Origin of the sequence: uncultured Alsobacter sp. (assembly GCF_945952055.1) — a bacterium.
Lineage (GTDB): Bacteria > Pseudomonadota > Alphaproteobacteria > Rhizobiales > Beijerinckiaceae > Alsobacter.
Genome location: NZ_CAMFHB010000032.1, coordinates 39,690 through 63,484 on the forward strand (window position 1 = coordinate 39,690; position 23,795 = coordinate 63,484).

General features: G+C 68.9%; 21 protein-coding genes. 6 read left to right on the top strand and 15 right to left on the bottom strand.

Going from position 1 to position 23,795, the window contains the following annotated elements:
* Positions 1-38: 38 nt before the first annotated feature.
* Positions 39-998 carry a cation diffusion facilitator family transporter gene (locus tag Q0Q47_RS20960; protein ID WP_293864219.1) on the top strand — a complete coding sequence of 320 codons (960 nt, stop codon included), beginning with the start codon at positions 39-41 and terminating at the stop codon, positions 996-998.
* A gap of 93 nt (positions 999-1,091) precedes the next feature.
* On the opposite strand, the gene Q0Q47_RS20965 is transcribed toward Q0Q47_RS20960, so the two are convergent.
* From Q0Q47_RS20965 to Q0Q47_RS21005, 9 genes are all read right to left on the bottom strand, one after another.
* The gene (locus tag Q0Q47_RS20965; protein WP_293864222.1) at positions 1,092-3,296 is read right to left on the bottom strand and encodes a mechanosensitive ion channel domain-containing protein; all 2,205 of its coding nucleotides are present in this window, start codon (positions 3,294-3,296) and stop codon (positions 1,092-1,094) included.
* Positions 3,297-3,510: 214 nt separating this feature from the next.
* Positions 3,511-3,801 carry a hypothetical protein gene (locus Q0Q47_RS20970; RefSeq protein ID WP_293864225.1) on the bottom strand — a complete coding sequence of 97 codons (291 nt, stop codon included), beginning with the start codon at positions 3,799-3,801 and terminating at the stop codon, positions 3,511-3,513.
* Between the two features lie 247 nt (positions 3,802-4,048).
* Positions 4,049-6,064 (bottom strand): ASKHA domain-containing protein, encoded by a 2,016-nt coding sequence (locus tag Q0Q47_RS20975; RefSeq protein WP_293864228.1) that lies wholly within the window; start codon positions 6,062-6,064, stop codon positions 4,049-4,051.
* A 19-nt stretch (positions 6,065-6,083) separates the two neighbouring features.
* Complete coding sequence (locus Q0Q47_RS20980) at positions 6,084-7,001, bottom strand: dihydropteroate synthase (RefSeq protein WP_293864231.1); 918 nt, start codon at positions 6,999-7,001, stop codon at positions 6,084-6,086.
* An 83-nt stretch (positions 7,002-7,084) separates the two neighbouring features.
* Positions 7,085-8,122, bottom strand: coding sequence for a methylenetetrahydrofolate reductase (locus Q0Q47_RS20985; RefSeq protein WP_293864234.1), 1,038 nt, complete (start codon positions 8,120-8,122; stop codon positions 7,085-7,087).
* Positions 8,119-8,637, bottom strand: a complete 519-nt coding sequence (locus Q0Q47_RS20990; protein WP_293864237.1) for a methylenetetrahydrofolate reductase C-terminal domain-containing protein — start codon at positions 8,635-8,637, stop codon at positions 8,119-8,121. Before Q0Q47_RS20990 ends, Q0Q47_RS20985 begins: the two co-directional genes overlap by 4 nt.
* Positions 8,638-8,651: 14 nt before the next feature.
* The gene (locus Q0Q47_RS20995) at positions 8,652-8,954 is read right to left on the bottom strand and encodes a virulence factor (RefSeq protein WP_293864240.1); all 303 of its coding nucleotides are present in this window, start codon (positions 8,952-8,954) and stop codon (positions 8,652-8,654) included.
* Positions 8,947-9,585 carry a DUF1638 domain-containing protein gene (locus Q0Q47_RS21000; RefSeq protein WP_293864243.1) on the bottom strand — a complete coding sequence of 213 codons (639 nt, stop codon included), beginning with the start codon at positions 9,583-9,585 and terminating at the stop codon, positions 8,947-8,949. The genes Q0Q47_RS20995 and Q0Q47_RS21000 overlap by 8 nt, the downstream gene beginning before the upstream one ends.
* A gap of 17 nt (positions 9,586-9,602) precedes the next feature.
* The gene (locus Q0Q47_RS21005) at positions 9,603-10,301 is read right to left on the bottom strand and encodes a B12-binding domain-containing protein (RefSeq protein WP_293864246.1); all 699 of its coding nucleotides are present in this window, start codon (positions 10,299-10,301) and stop codon (positions 9,603-9,605) included.
* A 298-nt stretch (positions 10,302-10,599) separates the two neighbouring features.
* Here Q0Q47_RS21005 and Q0Q47_RS21010 point away from each other — a divergent pair, with 298 nt between their 5' ends.
* Positions 10,600-12,147 (top strand): trimethylamine methyltransferase family protein, encoded by a 1,548-nt coding sequence (locus Q0Q47_RS21010; RefSeq protein WP_293864249.1) that lies wholly within the window; start codon positions 10,600-10,602, stop codon positions 12,145-12,147.
* A 7-nt stretch (positions 12,148-12,154) separates the two neighbouring features.
* On the opposite strand, the gene Q0Q47_RS21015 is transcribed toward Q0Q47_RS21010, so the two are convergent.
* Together Q0Q47_RS21015 and Q0Q47_RS21020 are read right to left on the bottom strand one after the other, a co-directional pair.
* A complete protein-coding gene (locus Q0Q47_RS21015; protein ID WP_293864252.1) occupies positions 12,155-12,568 on the bottom strand; it encodes a type II toxin-antitoxin system HicB family antitoxin in 414 nt (137 codons plus the stop codon).
* Between the two features lie 21 nt (positions 12,569-12,589).
* The gene (locus Q0Q47_RS21020) at positions 12,590-12,778 is read right to left on the bottom strand and encodes a type II toxin-antitoxin system HicA family toxin (protein ID WP_293864255.1); all 189 of its coding nucleotides are present in this window, start codon (positions 12,776-12,778) and stop codon (positions 12,590-12,592) included.
* A 115-nt stretch (positions 12,779-12,893) separates the two neighbouring features.
* Between Q0Q47_RS21020 and Q0Q47_RS21025 the strand changes: the two genes are divergently transcribed.
* The 3 genes from Q0Q47_RS21025 (at position 12,894) to betA (ending at position 18,817) form a co-directional block, all read left to right on the top strand.
* Positions 12,894-15,320 carry an FAD-dependent oxidoreductase gene (locus tag Q0Q47_RS21025; protein WP_293864258.1) on the top strand — a complete coding sequence of 809 codons (2,427 nt, stop codon included), beginning with the start codon at positions 12,894-12,896 and terminating at the stop codon, positions 15,318-15,320.
* A gap of 127 nt (positions 15,321-15,447) precedes the next feature.
* The gene (locus Q0Q47_RS21030) at positions 15,448-17,133 is read left to right on the top strand and encodes a formate--tetrahydrofolate ligase (RefSeq protein ID WP_293864261.1); all 1,686 of its coding nucleotides are present in this window, start codon (positions 15,448-15,450) and stop codon (positions 17,131-17,133) included.
* Positions 17,108-18,817, top strand: coding sequence for a choline dehydrogenase (betA, locus tag Q0Q47_RS21035; RefSeq protein WP_293864264.1), 1,710 nt, complete (start codon positions 17,108-17,110; stop codon positions 18,815-18,817). Before Q0Q47_RS21030 ends, betA begins: the two co-directional genes overlap by 26 nt.
* Before the next feature lie 147 nt (positions 18,818-18,964).
* Here betA and Q0Q47_RS21040 read toward each other — a convergent pair whose 3' ends face one another.
* Together Q0Q47_RS21040 and Q0Q47_RS21045 are read right to left on the bottom strand one after the other, a co-directional pair.
* Positions 18,965-19,360, bottom strand: a complete 396-nt coding sequence (locus Q0Q47_RS21040; protein WP_293864267.1) for a GFA family protein — start codon at positions 19,358-19,360, stop codon at positions 18,965-18,967.
* A gap of 10 nt (positions 19,361-19,370) precedes the next feature.
* Positions 19,371-20,915, bottom strand: a complete 1,545-nt coding sequence (locus Q0Q47_RS21045) for a trimethylamine methyltransferase family protein (protein WP_293864270.1) — start codon at positions 20,913-20,915, stop codon at positions 19,371-19,373.
* 261 nt (positions 20,916-21,176) lie between these two features.
* On the opposite strand from Q0Q47_RS21045, the gene Q0Q47_RS21050 reads away from it, so the two are divergent.
* Complete coding sequence (locus tag Q0Q47_RS21050) at positions 21,177-21,422, top strand: hypothetical protein (protein WP_293864273.1); 246 nt, start codon at positions 21,177-21,179, stop codon at positions 21,420-21,422.
* Positions 21,423-21,446: 24 nt separating this feature from the next.
* Here Q0Q47_RS21050 and Q0Q47_RS21055 read toward each other — a convergent pair whose 3' ends face one another.
* Both Q0Q47_RS21055 and Q0Q47_RS21060 read right to left on the bottom strand, forming a co-directional pair.
* A complete protein-coding gene (locus Q0Q47_RS21055) occupies positions 21,447-22,556 on the bottom strand; it encodes a mandelate racemase/muconate lactonizing enzyme family protein (RefSeq protein WP_293864276.1) in 1,110 nt (369 codons plus the stop codon).
* A 21-nt stretch (positions 22,557-22,577) separates the two neighbouring features.
* Positions 22,578-23,726 (bottom strand): iron-containing alcohol dehydrogenase, encoded by a 1,149-nt coding sequence (locus tag Q0Q47_RS21060; RefSeq protein ID WP_293864279.1) that lies wholly within the window; start codon positions 23,724-23,726, stop codon positions 22,578-22,580.
* Positions 23,727-23,795: the final 69 nt, after the last annotated feature.

Here is a 23,795-nt window from a genome sequence, read left to right on the forward strand (position 1 = left end):
GAGCGTCCGGCGCCGTTCGAGGGACGGAGGTCCCCTCGATGGCGCAATCCCATGCGGCAGGGTCGGCGGTCTATGCCGCCCTGTTCGGAAATCTCGCGGTCGCCGCCACCAAGGGCGTGGCCGCCTTCTGGACGGGCAGCTCGTCGATGCTCAGCGAGGCCGTGCACTCGCTCGTCGACACGTTCAACGAAATCCTGCTGCTCTACGGGCTGCACCGCGCGGCGCGGCGGCCGGACACCCGCCACCCTCTCGGCTATGGGCGCGAGATCTACTTCTGGAGCTTCGTCGTCGCCCTGCTCGTCTTCGCGCTGGGGGCGGGGGTGTCGATCTACGAGGGCATCGTCCACCTGCGCGAGCCCGAACCCATCGAGGCCCCCAACGTGGCCTATGCGGTCCTGGCTCTGTCCCTGCTGTTCGAGGGAGCGTCCTGGTGGGTGGCCTGGAAGCAGTTCCGCTCGATCAATCCCGAGCGCTCGCTACTGTCGGCCATTCGCCGCAGCAAGGACCCGGCGACCTTCACCGTGCTCATGGAGGACAGTGCCGCGGTGATCGGCCTCCTGATCGCGCTCGCCGCCACCGCGGCCGGCCAGTGGTGGCAGCGGCCCGAGTTCGACGGCATCGGTTCGCTCGCCATCGGCGGTCTCCTCGCGGTCACCGCGCTCCTGCTGGCGCGGGAGACCAAGGGATTGCTCATCGGCGAGCCGGCCGATGCGCACGTGGTGGAGCTGATCCTCGAGACGGCCCGCCGGGAGCCCGGTGTCGTCTCGGCCAACGGCGTGCTGACGACCCATGTCGCGCCGGACCAGATCATCGCCTCGGTGAGCCTCGAGTTCGACGACGGCTTGCGGGCGCCGGAGATCGAGGCCGCGGTGACCTCCATCGAAGACGCCGTTCGCGCCCGGGCGCCGGCCATCGTTCTGCTCTTCGTGAAGCCGCAGACGGCGGGCGGCTACGACCGCGCCCGGCGGCGCTATTTCGGGGTGGCGGCGGAGTCCTGAGCCTCCAGCGCCTCCATACCTCCTCACCCCGAGCCGGCCGCGCGGCGGCCGGGTCGAGGGATGAGGAGGCCGGGGTGCGGACCTCGGCGGGCGCTATCGCGCCGCCGCGGCCGCGGCTTCCGCCTGGGCCTGCGCAGCGATCGTGCTCTGGGCGGCCGCGGCGGCGGCGGCCGCGGGATCGGCCGGACCGCCCATGGTCTGCACGGCCACCATCGCGTTGGCAAAGGCGAAGCCCTGGCCGGGGAGCAGGCGGATGAGGCGCTTGATGGCGTCGCGCTGGACGAAGGTGGGCTTGCCCGGGCGCACCGTGAACTTGAAGCGCACCACGAGGGCGTTGTCGGCGATGTCGGCGACGCCCTGCATCTTCAGGGGCTCGATGATCTCGGGCTGCAACTCCGCGTCCTCGAGCATCTCCTGGCCGATCTTCTTGACCGCCTTGCGCAGCTTCTCGACGTCGGTGTCCTTGGCGAAGCGCAGGTTGAACTTCACCGTCGTCCAGTCGCGGCTGAAATTCGTGATCTGTCCCAGCTGGCCGAAGGGGATCGTGTGCACCTGGCCGTTCTGGTGGCGCAGCTTGATGGACCGCAGCGTGAAGCCCTCGACCGTGCCCTTGGCCTTGCCGCAGTCGATGTACTCGCCGACGCGGAAGGCGTCGTCGGCGAGGTAGAACACGCCCGACACGATGTCGCGCACCAGCGTCTGGCTGCCGAAGGATATGGCGAGGCCGAAGACGGACGCACCGGCCAGGAGCGGCGTGACGTTCACCCCGAGCTCGGAGAGCACGATCAGCACCGCGAGCACCGAGATGACGATGACGAGCGCGATGCGCAGCAGCGGCATCATGGTCGCCATGCGCGTGGCCGTGGTCGGCGTCGCATCCTCGTCGTGGTGGCCGCCAGCGCCGTTGCGGGCGACGAAGCGGTCCGTGAAGAAGCGGACGAGCTCCCAGGCGACATAGGCGACGAAGAGCGTCCCGCCCGCGCGCAGCGATCCGATCGCCATCGCGTTCCAGCGGCTCTCGTCGACGAGGCCCACGACATCGACGATCCAGCGTTGCGCCACGCTCGCCACCGCCCCGATGATGACCGCCACCCGCAGGCATCGGGCCAGCATGTCGGCGAAGCGGGGCTCGGCGGGGCGGCCCGGCTGCTCGGCCCTGACGCCGCCCAGCCGGCTGGACACGGCACCGAGCAGCGTCTCGAACAGCAGAAGCCCCATCACCGTGTTGAGGGTGAAGAGCATGGCGGCGGGGATGCTGAACCGCAGCGAGATCGCGCCGTAGACCTGGGCGGCGACGAGCACGCAGAAGAACGGAATTGCCACCAGCAGCCAGCGGCGCCCGATGGCGGCCGCCACGCTGCCGGGGCGCGCGAGCGAGGAGAGCCAGCCCGCGACCGGGCCGGCCGCAGCCCGTGCGCCGCCCACGAAGAACACCAGGATGATCACGTTGGCGATCAGCTGGCCCGCCGAGATCGCCTCCGACGGGCTCTTGATGGCGATGAGGAGCCGCAGAACGACCCGGACGGCCAGCACGGCGATGACCGCCGCCGACAGCCGCGAGAAGGCGAGCTTCGCCCCGGCATCGTCCATGGCGGCCAGGCGCGCGCCGGGCAGTTCGGGCCGCAGCACGACCCGGAAGGCGAAGAGATAGAGCCGCCAGGACACGACGCTCGTGAGGATGCCGGCGGCGAGGCGGGATTGCAGGTCGCTGCCGGAGAACCACGCTCCCACCGCACCATAGCTCACGAGCCAGACCGCCCCGAGCGCCGCGGCATCGATGAGGGCGAGGCCGAGCAGGCGGGCCAGCGCCGGCGGTCCCGCCTCTGGCCCGGCCTTCGCCGCCAGCGCCTCGCGCCAGCGCGAGGTGGCGCGGCGCACGGCCGCCTCGGCCAGGACGGCGATGGCGGAGGCGATGGCCAGCAGGATGGCGAACGCGGCGAGGCCACGGCCGTCGCGCATCAGCTCACCGGGAATGCGCGCCACCTCGCGGAAGAAGGCGGGCAGCGCGAGCACCACCTCCTGGCCGTGCTGGATGAAGCGCGCCGCTTCGCGGGTCGTGTCGCCTTCCGCCGCGTTCGCGGGCGCAGGCGCCGGGGCCTTGGCCGGCGCGGTTCCCACAGCCCCCTCCTGCTTCAGGCGTTCGACGACGGACTTGCTGATCGCATCCACCAGCTTGTCGAAGTCGGCCTGGGACAGACCCGCCGGCGGTGACTGCGCACCGGCATTCGGCACGCTGGCGACCTGAAGCGTGAAGCCGAGCAGGATCGCGAGAATCAACCGGGCGAGGGCGTGGCGCATGATGACGGTCCGTTGCAGGGCGGCTAGAACCGCCGCGTTCATGCTTAGACCGTCGAGCCGGGTCGGGCCAGCCAGCGCACGCCAACCCGTTCAAAAAAGAAAACCCCGCCGAAGCGGGGTTTGGGGAAGTTGAAGCAATCGCCACTCGTCGTGACAAGGCGATGGTAGGCGGTTCGATCGTTCTTCCAAGTTACGCTTTCTCAATCGATGCAGGTCACGCCGCGGCCATCGCGGGCGCGGGTTCGAAGACCAGGCGCACGACGTCCGGCTTGCCGCTGTCGGTGACGGGAACGTGCCAGTAGGTGTCCCCGAAGCTGGTGAACCGATCCATGCTCAGCTGGATCTCGACCAGCGGGGTGCGATGCCTGGACGCAGCCGCGATGGCGCCATCGAGGAAGCTCATGAGGTGGTCTTCGGTCTGCGGAACTTCCGTCACCACGAAGGCCACGCGGTTGCTGGCCTGGTCGAGGCTCAATTCGAGCGTCCGCATCAGATCGGAGACCATTCGACACTCCCTTGGAGAATTTGCACCAGCCATCAAGCATGGGCTCAACGGCGGCGCCATTGTGAGTTGAACCCGGGCTTAACGCGTCACCAACGGGGAGGTTGCAGCTTGTGGCAACTCTTCCGCGATGCCAGCGCCAAGACCGTGCTGCCCCCAACGATCGTCCGGTCCGTGGCTGAAATGGGACCGGCCCACGTCAGTCATGCGGCAATCGACCTCACGACGGATTTTGGCTGTGAATTTCGCGTCAGCCTTCGCGACGCCGACGGCGACGTCCGCCTTCGCCCGGCCCGTCGGCCTCGCGCGGGGCCGGCAGGACGACGACCTTCCCGAGCTCGGAGAACACGTCCACCTTGTTGGGGATGGCCATGGCGTTGACGAAATGGGCCTGGAATGCCGGCTCGAGGGCCGTCTCGATCTTCTCGATCCGGCGGACCACGTCCTCGATCTCGGCGCGGGACCGCGCGTTGAGGAGGGCGATTCGCGCACCGGTTCCCGCCGCATTGCCGGCCGATGCGACCTTGACCAGGTCGCAATCGGGGATGAGCCCCAGCACCATGGCGTAGGTGACGTCGATGTGGCTGCCGAAGGCGCCGGCAAGTGTGATGCGCTCCACCCGTTCGACGCCGTAGCGATCCATCAGCAGCTTCACGCCGGCATAGAGGGCGGCCTTGGCGAGCTGGATCGCCCGCACGTCGTTCTGGGTGATCGCGAGCCGCGGCTCGCCGTCCCGGATCAGGTAGGAGAAGGTCCGCCCGTTCGCCTCGATGCGGGGCGTCCGCGATGCCAGGCCGCCGTCGACGACACCGTCCTGGGTGATCACGCCGGCCAGGTACATCTCCGCGATGATCTCGATGATGCCCGAGCCGCAGATGCCGGTGACGCCGGTCGCGGCGGTGGCCTCGTCGAAGCCCGCCTCGTCCGACCACAGGTCGCAGCCGACGACCTTGTAGCGCGGCTCCAGCGTGTCGCGGTCGATGCGGATGCGTTCGATCGCGCCGGGCGCGGCCCGCTGGCCGCACGAAATCTGCGCTCCCTCGAAGGCCGGCCCCGTCGGCGAGGAGCAGGCCAGCATGCGTTCGCGATTGCCGAGCACGATTTCGGCGTTGGTGCCGACGTCCACGAGCAGGGTCAGCTCGTCCTTGAGGTAGGGACCTTCCGAGAGCACCACGCCCGCGGTGTCGGCTCCGACATGGCCCGCGATGCAGGGCAGCGCGTAGACGAAGCCGCCGGGAGCGATGCGCAGGCCGAGGTCCCGGGCCGGTGCCTCGTAGGAGGCGTCGATGGTGAGCGCGAAGGGCGCTCCGCCCAGCTCGACCGGGTCCAGCCCCAGCACCAGATGGTGCATGATCGGGTTGCCGACGATGGTCACCTCGACCACGTCCTCGCGGGCGATCCCGGCCTCGCCCGTGACCGCACCGACGAGGCCGTCCAGCGCCTCGCGCACGGAGCTCGTCAGCTCGCGGTCACCGCCGGGGTTCATCATGATGTAGGAGACCCGGCTCATCAGGTCCTCGCCGAACCGGATCTGCGGGTTCATGACGCCGGAGGAGGCCACGACCTCCCCGGTGACGAGGTTGGTGAGATGGGCGGCGATGGTCGTCGAGCCGATGTCGACCGCGATGCCGTAGGCGACCTCGCGCAGGTCCGGCCACACGGCCACGAGGCGCGAGCCTTGCCGCACGGCGGCGGTCACCTTCCAGCCTCCAGCCCTCAGGGCCTTCTGGAGTCCGGCCAGGACGGGAAGGTCGGCCGTGACGCCGGGCAGGTTCCACTGCGCCGCCAGCGCATCCTGCAGCCGCCGGAAGTCCGACGACGGGTCGTGCATGTCGGGCTCGGCCACCTCGACGTAGCAGAGCCTTACGACGGGATCGATCTCGATGGGATGGGCTTCGGCGCGCTTGCGCACCACCTGCCGGTGGACCTGCGACTCGGCCGGAACGTCGACGACCACGTCGCCGCAGAGCTTGGCCTGGCAGCCCAGCCGGCGCCCCGGCGCGAAGTCGCCCCGCTTGCCCGTGTAGCGTGTCTCGACCGCGTTCCAGGCGGTCACGTGATCGGCCCGGCTCTCGATGCCGTGCTTGGAGAAGGAGCCCTCGGCGACGTCGATCTTGCAGCGACCGCAGATCCCGCGTCCGCCGCACACCGAATCGAGATCGACGCCGAGCTTGCGCGCGGCCTCGAGCACGCTCGTGCCCTCGGCGAAGCGACCGCGCTTGCCCGACGGCGTGAAGACGACGAGATGATCGGCGGGAGTGCTCAAGCGACGGTGCCCCGGGCTCTCAGGCCTGTTCCCGACGGCGGCGATTCTCGCGGCCGCCGCGGCGGCCAGCGCCCTCGCCGGCACCCTCGGGCGCAGGCTCGCGGAACTTGCGGATCCAGGCACCGCAGTTCGGATCGTTGCCCATCACCACGTCGGCGCCCAGGATCGCCTGGATGTCTTCGTTGTGGAGCGGGTTCATGATCGCCGAGGTCATGCCGGCGCCGATCATCATGGGCAGGAAGGCCGCGTTGAGGCCACGCCGGTTCGGCAGGCCGAACGAGAAGTTGGAGGCGCCGCAGGTCGTGTTGACCTTCAGTTCCTCGCGCAGGCGCCGCAGCAGGCGGATGAGCTGTCGCCCGGCGTCGTTGATGGCGCCGACCGGCATGACGAGGGGATCGACGACGATGTCCTCGCGCGGGATGCCGTAGTCGGCGGCGCGCTCGACGATCTTCTTGGCCACGGCGTAGCGCACGTCCGGATCTTCCGAGATGCCCGTCTCGTCGTTCGAGATGGCCACCACGGCGGCGTTGTACTTCTTCACGAGCGGCAGCACCTGCTCGAGCCGCTCTTCCTCGCCGGTCACCGAGTTGACCAGCGGCTTGCCCTTGTAGACGGCGAGCCCGGCTTCCAGCGCGGCGACGATCGAGCTGTCGATCGACAGCGGGACGGGGACGACGTCCTGCACCAGCTTGACGCATTCGGCGAGGATCTTCGGCTCGTCGACGAGCGGGATGCCGGCGTTGACGTCGAGCATCTGCGCGCCGGCCTCGACCTGCGCCACGGCGTCGGCGATGACGCGGCTGTAGTCGCCGGCGGCCATCTCGGCGGCAAGCAGCTTGCGGCCCGTGGGATTGATCCGCTCGCCGATCATCACGAACCGGTGCTCGAAACCGATGACGACCTTCCGCTTCTCGGATGTGAGCACTGTTTCGGTCATGATGTCCTCCGGGCCGGCGGATCCGGCGTTGTTCGGTTTGAAAAACGGATCGTACGTTTTGTCAACCTGAAGGGTAGGGCACGTCAGCCCGCGCTCAAGGTCTCGACGGATTCGAAGCTCGGCTGGAATTCGCGACGCCAGGGCGTGCGGCCCGCGAGGGCGCCCGACTCGTGAACGATCTCGGACACGTACTCTTCCTGCCTGTAGGCCATCACGTGGACGCCGGCCACGCCGCGGATCTCGCGGATCTGCTGGATCAGCTCGATGCAGATCCGCTTGCCCTCGGCCTTCTGGTCCTTGGCGCCTTCCAGCCGGGAGATGATCGCGTCGGGAATGTGCACGCCCGCGACATTCGCCCGCATCCACTTCGCCGTGCGGGCCGAGGCGAGGGGGCCCACGCCGACCATGATGAAGCAGCGCTTGTCGAGGCCCATGTCGCGCACCGCGCCCATGAAGCGTTCGAGCAGGGGGACGTCGAAGCAGTACTGCGTCTGGCAGAACTGCGCGCCGGCCTCGACCTTCTTGGCCAGCCGGAGCGGGCGGAAGTCGTACGGCGGAGCGAACGGGTTTTCCGCCGCGCCCAGGAACACGTCGGGGGACGTGGTGATCTTGCGGCCCGAGAGGAACCTGCGCTCGTCCCGCATCGTGCGGATCGTCTGCAGGAGCGATGTGGAATCGAGGTCGAAGACGGGCTTGGCCTCGGGATGGTCGCCGCACTGGACGCCGTCGCCCGTCAGGCACAGCACGTTGCACACGCCGAGCGCCGCGGCACCGAGCACGTTGCCCTGGATGGCGATGCGGTTGTAGTCGCGGCAGCTGATCTGCATGACGGGCGAGTGGCCGACCCGCGTGAGCAGGGCGCAGATCGCTACGCTCGACATGTGGCAGTGCGCGCCGGAGCCGTCGGTCGCGTTGATGCCGTCGACCCACCCCTCGAAGATCGACGCGCGCTTGTACACGTCTTCCGGGTCGGCCGAGTCGGGCGGGTTGAGTTCGGCGGTGACGGCGAATTCGCCACGCCGCAGGACCCGCTCCAGCCGTCCCCGCGAACTGTGCCCCGGCAGCGGAGGCAGGGGAGCATGCGGTTCCGCTCCGATGTCGTCTGGATGCGGACGGCTCATGGCTTCGCCTCCGGGGCCGGAGCCGCCTGCGCGACGACGGAAAGCCAGGAGGAGCGTCCCTTCAGCCGGTGGTCGATCGGCGGCTGCACGGTACGGATGGCCTCGCCGCCCTTCATGCGCTGGCTGCCTTCCCAGGCCTGCACCCACACGCAGGGCATCTGCGGGTAGACCTCGCAGTGTCCGTCCTGGCGCACGCCCCCGCAGGGACCGTTGCGCAGGTTCTTCGGACAGTTCATCGGGCAGGAGAGGCCCGTGGAGGAGAGGGCGCACTGGCCGCACATGCGGCAGTCGAACAGGGCGCCCTTCACCGTGGCCTCGACCGCGGCGACCGGTCGCTCCAGCCGTTCGAGCCCGATCTTGCGGGCCAAGGGAGCCACGGCCCGCAAGACGCGCTCGAACGCGGCGTAGAGCCTTTCCAGCCCGCGCGCATGGCGTACCGACCAGAAGCGCAGGCGTGAGGAACCGTCACGGGGCGGGAGCTTGCCACGGGGCTCGAAGGCGGCAGGGGTCAGCATGGCCCGGAGGTCCGTCAGGGGGCGGCGAAGCCCTTGTTGGCGATGAGGATCTTGAGGCGGTCCTGGTCGTACTCGGCTTCGAGACGGGCCGCCGCAGCGGCGACCTCCCCCTCCAGGTCGTCGCCGCAGGGCTGCGGCTCGCCCCGGCGCCAGGCCGAAAGGTAGTCGTCGGTCCCGGCTGCGCCCGAGCGCATGGCGGCCATGTCGATCGCTTCCGTGAATCGCAGCGGCAGCTCGCGCTTGGCTGTCGTCCTCCCGGCCTTGGCGATGACCTGGGCGGGAATGTCCCGCCAGTAGAGGGTCGTCAGGCTAGCCATGCAGTGCTCCGGGGGATGAGGGGGCGATCGTCCGCGCCCAGTCCGACAGGCCCAAGAGTCCTGTCGAGCGCCGCGCATAGGCGAGCCCGAGCCGCTCGGCGGCATGGCTGGCCTTCTGGTCGAGGGCGGGATCGTCGGTCTGGGCCAGGTAGAGGACGCGGACGTAGTGCCCGAAATAGGCGTCGCGCAGGTCCGGATGCCGGTCGAGCCCGAGGCCCTTCCACACCAGCCTGTCGAAGTGCCGGACCAGATAGTCCGTCAGGTAGAAGGTGCCGATCTCCTCCTCGGCGAGCGCCTCGAACGTGTCGAGGCCCGCGTAGAAGGCGTAGCAGTGTGGCCCGTCGATGCGCTCGACGCCTTCCTCGGCAAGCATCCGGTCCAGCTCGCCGCCGGTCCCGCAGTCGCCGTAGAGGCAGACGATCGCGTCGAAGTGCTTTCGCCCGGCCCGGACCTTCCGGCGGACGGCGCCGGGAATCCTCTCGGGCCGGTTGTGCAGGCTCGCGGGCAGGCAGGTCACCGAGAGATGATCGAGGCGGTTCGCCTCGATGACGGCGAGGATCTCCCGCGCCAGCGCGCCGCAGGCGATGACCAGGGTGCGAGGGGGCGCCACCGGAGCGGATGCGCGCGCCATCGCTGCCCCCGACGTCCTCAGCGCGCCTGGACTGCGCCCTGGCGGCGCGCCATGAACTTCTTGGCCGTTTCCACCGCCACCGCCGCGTCGCGGCAATAGGCATCGGCTCCGATCGCGTCGGCGAAGGTCTCGTTGAGCGGCGCGCCACCGACGAGCACGACATAGTCGTTGCGCATGCCCTTTTCCTTCAGGGTGTCGATGACGACCTTCATGTAGGGCATGGTCGTGGTGAGCAGCGCCGACATGCCGACGATGTCGGGCTGGTGCTTCTCGATCGCCTCGAGATAGTTCTCGACCGGGTTGTTGATGCCGAGGTCGACGACCTCGAAGCCGGCGCCTTCCATCATCATGCAGACGAGGTTCTTGCCGATGTCGTGGATGTCGCCCTTCACAGTGCCGATGATCATCTTGCCGATCTTCGGCGCGCCGGTCTCGGCCAGCAGCGGCCGCAGGATGCCCATGCCCGCCTTCATGGCGTTGGCCGACATCAGGACTTCGGGCACGAACAGGATGCCGTCGCGGAAATCCTCGCCGACGATGCGCATGCCCTCCACGAGCGCCTGCGTCAGGACGTCGTAGGGCGTCCATTCGCGTGACAGCAGGATCCGCACGCCCTCCTCGATCTCCTCCTTGAGGCCATCGTAGAGGTCGTCGTGCATCTGCTCGACGAGTTCGTCGTCCGAGAGCGTGCTGAGGTCGAGATCACCGTCGGCCATGCATTCGTCTCCGCGTCGGGCCGCCGCGGCGGCCTTGAAAGAAAGCTTGCTTGGGTTTGCCCCGAATGGGTGTCGCGTTCAAGACACCGGTTTCTAGGATTGCGACATAGGGCAAAAGCGTTCAGGTCCGGTTTCCAATCCCTGTTTGGCAAACGCTTTGTGCGGCGTCGAGGCACGGGTCGAAGCTGGGCCAGCCGAGGTCGCCTTCAGGGCAATCGGGCCCCGGGCCATCATCGACACTGCCTGCCGAGACAGCGGTGGGTTCGGCCTCGCGCACGACCCGGAACGGCGGAAAACCATGACGGACGCGACGGTCGAGGCACGAGGTCGGCGGGGACGGCGGGGAGGGCGCAGCGAGGGCGCGGCGCCGGCGCAGCCGTGGCAGCAGCCGCGCCTGCCCTTCGCGCCGGTCCCCGCAGTATCCGAAGACCAGCTCGAGGCGATCCACCAGGCTTCCCTCGTCGTGCTGGAGGAAATCGGGATGGATTTCCTGCACGACGAGGCGCGCCGGATCCTCAAGGAAGCGGGTGCGGACGTCGATCCAGGCTCCGAGCGGGTGCGCCTGCCCCGGCAACTGGTCGAGGCCCAGATCGGGCTGGCGCCCAAGAACTTCACCCTCCATGCGCGCAACTCCGCCCGATCCCTGGAGATCGGCGGGAATGCGGTGGCGTTCGGTTCCGTGGCCAGCGCGCCCAACGTCGCCGACCGCGACGGGGGCCGTCGTCCCGGCAACAGGGCCGACTACCAGAACCTGATTCGGCTGGGGCACACGTTCGAATCGATCCACTTCTGGGCCGGCTATCCGGTCGAGCCCGCCGACGTGCATGCCTCGGTGCGCCACCTCGACGCGCTGTTCGACATGCTGACGCTGTCGGACAAGCCCATCCACGCCTACTCGTTGGGCCGCGAGCGCAATCTCGACGGGCTCGAACTCGTGCGCATCGCGCGCGGCATCGACCGCGAGACGCTCGAGCGCGAACCGTCGGTCTTCACCATCATCAACACGTCATCGCCGCTGCGCCTCGACACGCCGATGCTGGAAGGCATCATCCAGATGGCGCGCGCGAACCAGGTCACCTGCGTGACGCCGTTCACGCTGGCCGGTGCCATGGCGCCCGTGACGGTGGCGGGCGCCGTCACCCAGCAGAACGCCGAGGCGGTGGCGGGGCTCGCCTTCACCCAGATCGTCCGGCCCGGGGCGCCCTTCATCTATGGCGGGTTCACCTCCAACGTGGACATGAAGTCGGGGGCGCCCGCCTTCGGTACGCCGGAATACATGAAGGCCTGCCTGCTCGGCGGCCAGCTCGCCCGCCGCTACGGCGTGCCCTACCGCTCGTCCAACACCAATGCCGCGAACACGGTGGACGCCCAGGCGGCCTACGAGAGCGTCTTCTCGCTCTGGGGCGCGATCATGGGCGGCGTGAACCTGCTGATGCACGGGGCCGGCTGGATGGAGGGCGGCCTGCAGGCCTCCTTCGAGAAGATGGTTCTCGACGCCGACCTGCTGGCGATGGTCACCGACTTCCTGCGCCCGGTGAAGGTCGATCCCGAAGAACTGGCGCTCGACGCCATGCGGGAAGTCGGTCCGGGCGGCCACTTCTTCGGCTGCGCCCACACCCAGTCCCGCTACCGCAACGCCTTCTTCGCCCCGATGATCTCGGACTGGCGCAACTACGAGACCTGGCGCGAAGCGGGTTCGCCGACCGCTTACGACACCGCCAACCGCCTCTACAAGCAGCGCCTCGCCGCCTACGAGCCCCCGCCGATCGACCCTGCCATCCGCGAGGAGCTCGAAGCCTTCGTCGCCCGCCGCAAGGCCGAGGGCGGCGTGCCGACGGACTTCTGAACCCGTGTCAGACCTCGGCGAGGATCTTGTCGCGGGCTGCCGACGCCAGGAAGGCGGAGCGGGTCAGGCCGCGCGCCTTGGCGGCTTTGTCGATGGCGTCGAGAAGGTTGCGATCAAGGGAGATGTTGGCACGGGCGGGCCGCCCGGAATCGACGAGGAGCGGCACAAGGAACGGAATTCCACCCCGAGCGATGGAGACCGCAACCTCCTTGTCGGCGAGAACCTGCTGCAAAGGCCTCGGCCCCGACGGCGTGGCCCCGGCCTCCTGTCCTACCTCCGCCCAAAGACGCAGCGCCTCGGCGGCCTGCGTCACCGCCGCATCTGCCGTTTCGGCCGCGGTCACGCAGCCCGGACAATCGGGGAAGTGGACGCCGAACAGCGTGCCTTCTTCTTTCTCGATGATCGCAACGTAGTGCTTCATGCCGGGCCTCCGCTCGCGCTGTCAGTTCCATCCGGCCTGCATGGCGATGGCCAAGGCCGTTCCGGTGGGCAAGTCACCCCGACCATGAGGCACGATGACGTGGCGGCCACCAGCCGGATGAGCATAGACGGTGTGTGGCCCAACTTGCCGCAAAACGATCCAGCCTTCCCGCTGGAGGCGTTGCCTGATCTTCCTGAGGTCACGCTCCACCGACGTTGGTCATGTCCACATATTTGCGCATTCGACAGGGGGCTGGCAAGCTCCAGCAGGTCACGTCGATGATGGCCGATCGCCGCGCAGCCGCCCACCAACCCGGAGTTGACCCATGAAGACCCAAGCCCAGGCCGTGGTGATCGGCGGTGGTGTCGTCGGCTGCTCGGTGCTCTATCACCTGACCAAGGCCGGCTGGACGGACGTGATGCTGGTCGAGCGCGCCGAACTGACGTCAGGTTCCACCTGGCACGCCGCGGGCGGCTTCCACACGCTCAACGGCGATCCCAACGTCGCCAAGCTGCAGCAGTACACGGTCGAGCTCTACCGGGAGATCGAGGAGAAGTCCGGCGTCTCCTGCGGCCTCCACCTCACCGGCGGCGTGATGCTGGCGGGCACGCCCGAGCGCATGGAATGGCTCAAGATGGCCCATGCCAAGGGCCGCTATCTCGGCATGCACACCGAGATCATCTCGGCCGCCGAGGCCAAGCGCCGGATGCCGCTCATCGACGAGAGCCGCTTCGTCGGGGCCATGTACGATCCCCTGGAAGGCCACCTCGACCCCTACGGCACCACGCATGCCTATGCGAAGTCCGCCCGCCTGAACGGGGCCGAGATCGTCGTGCGCAACCGTGTCCTCGACGTGCGCCAGCGCCAGGACGGCACCTGGGACGTCGTCACCGAGCAGGGCACCATCCACGCCGAGCACGTCGTCAACGCCGGCGGCCTGTGGGCCCGCGAATGCGGACGCATGGTGGGGCTCGAACTCCCGGTGCTCGCGATGGAGCACATGTACCTCCTCACCGAGGACATGCCGGAAGTCGCCGAGATCAACGCGTCGACCGGCCAGGAGGTCATCACCGCCCTCGACTTCGAAGGCGAGATCTACATGCGCCAGGAGCGCGGCGGGATGCTCATGGGCACCTATGAGCGCGCCTGCAAGCCGTGGTCCGAGAAGGTCACCCCATGGGACTTCGGCCAGGACCTTCTGCCGCCGGACCTCGACCGCATCGCGCCCTCGCTCGAGGTCGGCTTCCAGCATTTCCCGGCCTTCGAGAGGGCCGGCATCCGCAAGATCATCAACGGGCCCTTCACCTTCGCGCCCGACGGCAACCCGCTGGTCGGGCCCATCCGGGGGCTCCGCAACTACTGGGTTGCGTGCGGCGTCATGGCGGGCTTCAGCCAGGGCGGCGGTGTCGGCCTCGCGCTGTCCAACTGGATGGTGCACGGCGACCCCGGCTTCGACGTCTGGGGCATGGACGTCGCCCGCTACGGCGACTGGGCGACGCTCGGCTACACCAACGCCAAGGTGCGCGAGAACTACTCCCGCCGCTTCCGCATCCGCTTCCCCAACGAGGAACTGCCGGCGGGCCGCCCCCTGCGCACCACGCCGATCTACGACCGCCTCGTCGCCGATCACGCGGTGATGGGCGAGAGCTTCGGCCAGGAATACCCGTTGTGGTTCGCCCCCTCCCGGGCCGAGGCCGCGGAGGTCTTCAGCTTCCGGCGCTCGACCGACTTCCCGCATGTCGCGGCGGAGTGCCGTCGGGTTCGCGAGGGCGTTGGGGTCATGGAGACGTCCGGCTACGCCAAGTACATGGTCACGGGGGAGGGGGCCGAGGCCTGGCTCTCGCACCTCTTGGCCAACAAGGTGCCGGCGCAGGGGCGCATGGTGCTTTCGCCGATGCTCAACGAGGCCGGCAAGCTCATCGGCGACTTCACGCTCGCCAAGCTCGGTCCAGAGCGATTTTTGATCGTCGGTTCGGGCCCGGCCGAGCAGTACCACATGCGCTGGTTCGAGGCGCACAAGCCCGCGCAGGGTGTCGACATCCGGGCCATGGGGCCCGATCTCGTCGGCCTCTCCATCGCCGGGCCACGCTCGCGCGAGCTGCTGGCGCGGCTTGCGGCCACGGACGTATCGGCGTCGGCCTTTCCCTTCATGGCGATCCGCGAGATGGATCTCGGAACGGTCCCGGCGATCGTGGGTCGCGTCACCTTCACCGGCGACCTCGGCTACGAGATCTGGGTGAAGCCCGAGTACCAGCGGACCTTGCTCAACCTGATCCTCGACGCGGGCCGCGACCTCGGCATCGGCCACTTCGGCCTGCGCGCGCTGAACGCGATGCGGCTCGAAAAGAACTTCGGGACCTGGGCGCGCGAGTATCGCCCCATCTACGGGCCGTTCGAGGCCGGGCTCGGCCGCTTCGTCGACCTGACGAAGAACGACTTCGTCGGGCGCGCCGCTGCCGCCGCCGAGAAGGAGACCGGCGGAACGTTGCGGCTGGTCACGTTCGCGGTCGATGCCGTCGACACCGACGCCATCGGCGACGAGCCCATCTGGCACGCCGGCAAGGTCGTCGGCTGGATCACGTCGGGCGGCTATGCCCACGGCTCGGCGACCTCGGTGGCCATGGGCTATGTCCCGAAGGACCTCGCCGGCCTGGAGAAGGGCTTCGAGATCGAGATCATCGGCGAACGCCGGGCCGCCCGGCCGATCAGGGCGCCCTTGTTCGATCCGAAAGGCGATCGCATGCGGGGGTGATCGCGGTGCCGCTGACGCTTTCAGGCCAGAACACGGCGTTTCGATTTGACCGAAATCCTTGATCCGCGGCCACAGTAGCCCTAGGCAGCCGGCAGGACCGATGCACGGCGACCGGGGGGATGTGAGCATGGCCAGCGATCTCGAGATTGCCCGCGCGGCGCGGTTGAAGCCGATCCAGGACGTGGCCTCGCGCCTCGGCATCGGCACCGACGCGCTGCACCCCTATGGACGGCACATCGCCAAGGTCGACTTCGATTTCATCCGCGGCCTCGAAGGCCGGACGGACGGCAAGCTGATCCTCGTGACGGCCATCAGCCCGACCCCCGCGGGCGAGGGAAAGACGACGACCACGGTCGGCCTCGTCGACGGCCTCAACCGGATCGGCAAGAACGCAGCGGTCTGCATTCGCGAGCCGTCGCTCGGCCCCTGCTTCGGCATGAAGGGCGGGGCGGCGGGTGGCGGCTATGCGCAAGTCGTTCCGATGGAGCAGATCAACCTGCACTTCACCGGCGACTTCCACGCGATCACCTCGGCCAACAACCTGCTGGCCGCCATGCTCGACAACCACATCTACTGGGGCAACGCACTCGGTATCGACACCCGCCGGGTGAGCTGGCGGCGCGTCCTCGACATGAACGACCGAGCGCTGCGCACCATCACGAGTTCGCTGGGCGGCGTCTCGAACGGCTACCCGCGCGAGGACGGCTTCGACATCACGGTGGCCTCCGAGGTCATGGCGGTGTTCTGCCTGGCCCGCGACATGGAGGACCTCGAGGAACGTCTCGGCAAGATCGTCGTCGCGCAGACCCGCGACAAGGCTCCCGTCACCGCCGCGGACCTGAAGGCCGCGGGCGCCATGGCCGTGCTCCTGAAGGATGCCTTCCAGCCCAACCTTGTGCAGACGCTCGAAGGCAATCCGGCCTTCGTCCATGGCGGCCCCTTCGCCAACATCGCCCATGGCTGCAACTCGGTCATGGCGACGCGGACCGCCCTGAAGCTCGCCGACTACGTGGTGACCGAGGCGGGGTTCGGCGCCGACCTCGGCGCCGAGAAGTTCTTCGACATCAAGTGCCGCAAGGCGGGCCTGGCGCCGGCCGCGGCGGTGATCGTCGCCACGGTCCGGGCGCTCAAGATGCACGGCGGCGTGCCCCGCGAGCAGTTGGGCACCGAGGACGTGGAGGCGGTTCGCCGCGGCTTTGCCAACCTCGCGCGCCACGTCGCCAACGTGCGCAAGTTCGGCGTGCCCGTCGTCGTCGGCATCAACCGGTTCGGCACGGACACGGCGGCCGAGCACGACCTGATCCGCGGCATGTGCCGCGAGGAGCTCAGCGTCGAGGCCGTGGTGTGCAGCCACTGGGCGGAGGGGTCGGTTGGCATCGAGACCCTGGCCCGCCGCGTCGTCGAACTCGCCGAGACGCCCCGGGCGCTGGAAGGCGATGGCTTCCGGCCGCTCTACGCCGACGAATTGCCGCTGTGGGACAAGGTCAAGCTGATCGCCACCGAGATCTATGGCGCGGCGGACATCACGGCGGACTCGGCGGTGCGCACGCGCATTCGCGATCTCCAGGCGGCGGGCCACGGCAAGCTGCCGATCTGCGTGGCCAAGACCCAGTACTCGTTCTCCACCGACCCGACCCTGCGCGGGGCACCGTCCGGGCACGTCGTGCCGATCCGCGAAGTCCGTCTCTCAGCGGGCGCGGGGTTCGTCGTCGCGATCTGCGGAGACATCATGACGATGCCGGGCCTGCCCCGCGTTCCCGCGGCCGAGCACATCCGGCTCGGGGCCGATGGGCTCATCGAAGGCCTGTCATGAGACATGCGGACGTCGCGTGACTGACACGTTCGACTACATCGTCGTCGGTGCCGGATCCGCGGGCTGCGTGATGGCGGCCCGCCTGACCGAGGATCCCTCCGTCTCGGTGCTCGTCCTGGAGGCCGGCGGCAGCGACCGCTCGCCCGTGATCCAGATGCCGAGCGCGCTGTCGATCCCGATGAATTCGCCGCGCTACGATTGGCGCTATCACAGCGAGCCCGAGCCCCATCTCGGCGGCCGCCGCCTGCACGTGCCCCGCGGCAAGGTCGTGGGCGGCTCCTCCTCGATCAACGGCATGGTCTACATCCGCGGCAACGCGTTGGACTATGACGGATGGGAGGAGGCGGGCGCGAGCGGTTGGGGGTGGCGCCACGTCCTGCCTTACTTCCGCCGGGCGGAAAGCCGGGAAGAGGGCGGCGATGCCTGGCGGGGCGACGACGGCCCGCTGCACACGAGCTACGGTCCGATGGACAATCCGCTCTACCGGGTCTTCATGGAAGCCGGCCGCCAGGCAGGCTACGCCGTCACCGACGACGTGAACGGCTACCGGCAGGAAGGCTTCGGGCGGATGGATCGCACCATCCACAAGGGCCGGCGCTGGAGCGCAGCCAACGCCTACCTGAAGCCCGCCATGGGCAGGCCGAACCTCGCGGTCCGCACCCGCGTCGTCACGACCCGCGTCGTCTTCGAGGGACGCCGGGCGACCGGCGTGGCCTTCCGTTCGGGCGGGGGCCGGGGACCCGAGACGATCGCCCGCGCCAGGCGCGAGGTGATCGTCGCGGCCGGCGCCATCAACGCGCCCCATCTGCTGATGCTGTCGGGCATCGGATCAGGCGCGACGCTGCAGCGCTTCGGAATCCCGGTCGTCGCCGACAGGCCTGGGGTTGGCGCCAACCTGCAGGACCACATGGAGTTTTATTTCCAGATGGCCTGCCGCGAGCCGATCACGCTCTATTCGGCGATGGGGCCGCTGGCCAAGGCGCTCATCGGCATGCGCTGGCTGGCCTTCCGCGACGGGCTCGGCGCCACGAACCACTTCGAGAGCTGCGGTTTCATCCGCAGCCGCGCCGGCGTGAAGTGGCCGGACATCCAGTACCACTTCCTGCCCGCGGCCATCTCCTACGACGGCAGCGCGCTCGTCACCGCCCACGGCTTCCAGGCCCATGTCGGCACCATGCGCTCCAAGAGCCGTGGCGCGGTGAGCCTGCGCTCGTCCAACCCGCTCGACGCCCCGTCGATCCGCTTCAACTACATGAGCCACCCCGGCGACTGGGACGAGATGCGCGCCTGCGTGCGCCTGACACGCGAGATCTTCTCGCAGCCGGCCTTCGATCCGTTCCGTGGCGAGGAACTATCCCCGGGAGCCGATGTCGTCGACGACGCTGCGATCGACGCCTTCCTGCGGCGCCGCCTGGAGAGCGCCTATCACCCGTGCGGGACGTGCCGGATCGGGCCCGCGAATGATCCCCTGTCCGTCGTCGACCCCGAACTCCGCGTCATTGGTGTCGAGGGCCTGCGGGTGGCCGACACGTCGGTCATCCCGCTGATCACCACGGGTAACCTGAACGCGCCCGCCATCATGATCGGCGAAAAGGCGTCGGACCTCATTCGTGGACGCGATCCCTTGCCGGCTTCGAACGCGCCGGTGTTCGTGACGGAGGACTGGGAAACGCGGCAGCGGTGAGTGGTTGGGAGATCCTGCGTCCTTCGACACGCCCGCTGCGCGGGCTGCTCAGGATGAGGACATTTGGTGTTGGAACACCTCAATCGTCCTCATCCTGAGCAGCGGCCGGAGGCCGCGTGTCGAAGGACGCAGGATCTTGGCCGTTGCTCACCACGCGTCGTGGCGCGGGGCCTCGTCTCCGATCTCGTAGAAGTCGCCCTTGTCGGCGACGAAGATGTGGCGGGCGATGGCGAGGCCGGTCGGTTGGTCGAGGGAGCCGGCCAGGATGCTCGTTCGGCCCGAGCCCGGGCGACGCCAGAACAGGTTGCTGCCGCATTGCCGGCAGAACCCGCGCTCGGCCTCATCCGACGAGCGGAACCAGGTGAGCGTATCGGCCCCGGTCACCACCATGTCTGCGTCCGCTGCGGCCGTGGCCGCAACGAAGGTCCCGGTGGCGCGCCGGCACATGGAGCAGTGGCAGGCGACGATCTCGCGCAGCGGCCCCGTAACCCGGAAGCGCACCGCGCCGCACAGGCAGCCGCCGTCCTGGATCCCGTCCGCCACGCCCGGCTCCTCAGTGCGTTGCGTCGGGCATCGAGGCCTTGCGGCGCTCGATGTAGTCGCGCAGGGCCTCGTCCAGCCCGGGATCGATCGCCGGCGCCTCGTAGTCGGCCAGCATCTTCTTCCACATCTTGTTGGCGCGCATCGGGGCGTCCTGGCGTCCCTCCGCGTCCCACTGCTCGAACGAGTTGTTGTCGGCGATGGTGGAGCGGAAGAAGGCCGTCTCGAAGTTCGCCTGGGTGTGGGCGCAGCCGAGGAAGTGCCCGCCCGGCGCGACTTCTTTGAAGGCATCCATCCCCTGGCCGTTCTCGCTGAGGTCGATCCCCTTCGCCAGCACGTGCATCATGCCGAGCTGGTCGCAGTCCATGACGAACTTCTCGTAGGAGGAGGCGAGGCCACCCTCCATCCAGCCCGCCGCGTGCAGCACGAAATTGGTGCCGGCGTGGATCGTGGGCACCAGCGTCTGGGCGCTCTCGTAAGCGGCCTGCGCGTCGGGGAGCTTCGAAGCGCAGAGCGAGCCGCCGGTGCGGAACGGCATCTTCCAGCGCCGGGCGAGCTGGGCCGCACCGTAGATCGCGAGCGCCGCCTCGGGCGTTCCGAAGGTCGGAGCACCGGACTGCATCGACAGGGTCGAGACGAAGGTGCCGAAGATCGCCGGGGCGCCCGGGCGCACGAGCTGCGTGAACGACACGCCCGCGAGCACCTCGGCCAGCACCTGCGACAGCGTGCCTGCCACCGTGACCGGGCTCATCGCGCCCGACAGGATGAACGGCGTGATGATCGTCGCCTGGTTATTGCGGGCGTAGACCTCGGCCGCGCCCAGCATCGTCCCGTCCCACACCATCGGGGAGTTGGCGTTGATGAGGCTCGTGCAGACCGTGTTCGACTGGATGAACTCCTCGCCGAACAGGATCGCCGCCATGTTGACGGTGTCCTGCGCGCGCTCCGGGTGCGTCACCGAGCCCATGAACGGCTTGTCGGAAAGGCGCATGTGCGCATAGACCATCTCGAGATGGCGCTTGTTCACCGGCAGGTCGACCGGCTCGCAGACCGTTCCGCCCGAGTGGTGCATGAACGGCGAGAGATAGGCGAGCTTCACGAAATTGCGGAAGTCCTCGATGGTGCCGTAGCGGCGCCCCTGGTCGAGGTCGTGCACGAAGGGCGAGCCGTAGACCGGCGCGAAGACCGTGTCCTTGCCGCCGATATGGACGCTGCGGGCCGGGTTGCGGGCGTGCTGGACATAGTCCTGCGGCACCGTCGAAACGAGCTTGCGGGCGAGGCCGCGCGGGAAGCGGACGCGCGTGCCGTTCACGTCGCAGCCTGCATCCTTGAGCAGGGTCAGCGCGTCCGGATGGTCGCGGAACTCGATGCCGATCTCGGCCAGGATCGTCTCGGCGTTGCGCTCGATGATCTCGAGCCCTTCCTCCGACAGCACCTCGGTGACGGGAAGGTTTCGGGTGATGTACGGGATCGAGACCGCCGAGCGCTGCAGGCGTGCCGTCCGCCTCGCCTCGCGACCGCGCCGCGCCTCGCGCCCACCCTGTGCCTCGTCGTTCATGCCCGTCTCCGCCGTTCGGTCGTGTCCGCGAGCCATGACCGTAGTTCAGCGTCGTCGCGGCGCTCTCTTGCCCGCGCGCCGTCCACTGGCCTGGAAGCGTCATGGCTGTCGCGATTGCGACGGTGACGATGGCCGGACGGCGCCTGCTTCACCAACCGGCAACCATGCTTCGCGCGACAACCGCGTCGCCGCGTAATGAAGGGGGAGGTTCGAAGACCGACTTTCACCGACCGACGCTACGGTCGGCGAACGGAGAACGGCATGTCGATCAGCATCGTCAACGGCTACGTCTGCACGTCGTGCTCCGACGTCGCCAAGGCCAAGAAGGGCGAGAACCCGGCGGACTCGAAAGAGGCGCCCGGTGGCACGACGGACAGGCGCGACCGGTCGTCCGGCTTCGATCCGTCCGCGGTGGTCTTCGGCGGTTCGCTCGCCACGACCGGCATTGCCCCTCCGGTAACGGCAGCGGCATCTGACATTGGGAGCAGACTCGACCAACGAGCTTGATAGGCCCGCAAATCGCTTGGCGGCTCACCCCACCCGCGTCTTCTCCAGCATTGCCTCGTCCAGCGCGTAGCCCAGCCCCGGCGCCGTGCCCATCACGATCATGCCGTCCGCATCGACCCGCAGCGGCTCGGCCATCATGAAGTCGCGACGGTCGAGGCTCCACTCGGGTGGGTCGTACGGGTATTCGAGGTAGACGCCCTCCACCATGCCGCAGACGAGGTGGGCATTGGCGGTGACCCCCATGCCATTGGTCCAGGTGTGCGGCGTGAAGACGAGGTTGTGCTCCTGCGCCATCGAGGCGACGCGGCGCAGGCCCGTGATGCCGCCGACCAGTGCGGCGTCGGGCTGCAGCACGTCGAGGCACTGGTCGACGATGAGGTCGCGGAATTCGTAGAGCTCACGCGTCATCTCGCCGCCGGCGATTCTGACCCCGGTCATTTCGCGCAGGCGCCGCATGCCCTCGCGATCGCCGCGATGCAAAGGCTCCTCCATCCAGTAGACGCCGACGCGCTCGAGTTCGCGCGCCACGGTGACGGCGTCCTTGAGCGACCAGGCGGGGTAGGTGTCCCATGGCATGCGCCAACCCTGGTTGCAGTCCACCATGAGTTCGAGCCGGTTGCCGACGCGCGTGCGCACGGCTTCCAGCGCCGCCACGTCCTTGCGCCAGTCGCCGCGCTGGAAGCGGATCTTCATCGCCTTGAAGCCCTCGGCGATGAAGCGCTCAGCGACGTCCGCGAGCGCCTGGGGTGCATGCAGGGTGCCTGACGAGGCATAGGCCTTCACCCGGTCGATGAGCCCGCCGATCAGCTTGTAAACCGGCTGGCCGGTGATCTTGCCCGCGAGGTCCCACAGCGCGAGATCGAGCGGCCAGCAGCGCCCGTAGTGGAACTGGATGTTGTTGATGATCCGGTAGTGGCGCTCGATGTCGAGCGGGTCGCGGCCGACGAAGAGGTGCTCATGGCCGGCAAAGCCGACCATGAGGTCGCCGGACCCGATGCCGGTCAGGCCCTCGTCGGTGTGCACGCGGACGATCGTCGCGTCGAAGGAGGTGCGCGGCCGCGTGTCCCAGCTCGCATGGAAGGGCGGATCGTAGTGCAGCCGGTGATGGCTGATGGCGATCTCGGTGATCTTCATGACACGCTCCCCCTCCGGCTTTTACGCCTGCGACAGCACAGTCTCGGCGAACCGCAGCATGTCGGCCTCGCTCGGTGCCTTGCGGTTCGACCGCTTCATCGCCTCGTTCTCCGGCCGCGCCATCTGCGCCGCCAGCATCTCGGCCGTGATCCCCGCGCACTCCGCGGCGAGCGAGACCTTCACGCCTGTCGCCCGCATCAGCCGCTCGAATTCCACCGGGACCCTCGATGGGTCCCCTCCGAGCCCCATCGCCTCCGCGACTCCAGCGAAGGCACCGTCGTCGCCCTCCACGTTCCATGCGAGCGTCGCCATCATCGCGACGCCCACGGCGCGCCCGTGGTGAATCGGACGCAGCGAGCCGAGCGCATGCCCGATGTTGTGGCCGATGGCGGTACCGGCGTTGTCGATGGCGACACCGGCATAGGCTGCGGCGAGTTGCATCCCTGCCCGGGCGGTGAGATTGCGGGGCTCCGCGACGGCTGCCTCGAGGTGCTTCACCGCGAGCCGGATGGCGGCATGGGCGTAGACGTCGTTGGCCGCGCTCGCGTTGCGATTGGTCGCGGCCTCCATGGCATGGACGAGGGCGTCGATGCCCGTGGCCGCCGTCAGGTGCGCGGGCAGGCCGACCGTGGCGACAGGATCGAGGACCACGAGGTCGGCCCGCAAGTCGTTGCCCCAGTACCACTGCTTGGCGCCCTGCGCGTCCCCGATGACGCTGACCCGCGTCGTCTCCGATCCGGTGCCGGCCGTGGTCGGGACGCAGATCTTGGGTAGCGGGGACGCGGGGAGGGGCCTGGCGCACAGCGCGTAGGCGATGGCCGGCGCAGACGCCGGCGCGATGGCCGCGATCAGCTTGCCGGCATCCATCGCCGAGCCACCCCCGAGCGCCACCACGGCTTTCGCCGCGCTCGTGCGCGCCAGTGCCGCGCCGGCGTCGACCTGCCTGTCGGACGGATCGCTCTTGATGTCATCGAACAGGACCGGCGTGAGCCCCGCCTTGGCGAGCGCCGACACCGCCTCGTCGATGAGGCCGCTCGCCCGCAGCCCGGGGTCGGCCACGAGCAGGACGGCCTGGCCGGCTCCGGCGAGACGCGTCGCGTGCTCGCCGATGGCGGCGAGTGCTCCTTCGCCCTGGAGCAGCGGCGGGATGGGTTCGAGAAGCACGGTCACGGGTCGTTCCTCGGTGCGTTCGGCTTGAGCGGGGCAGGGGTGGGAACGTTGCGCCGGCAACCCTTCCGC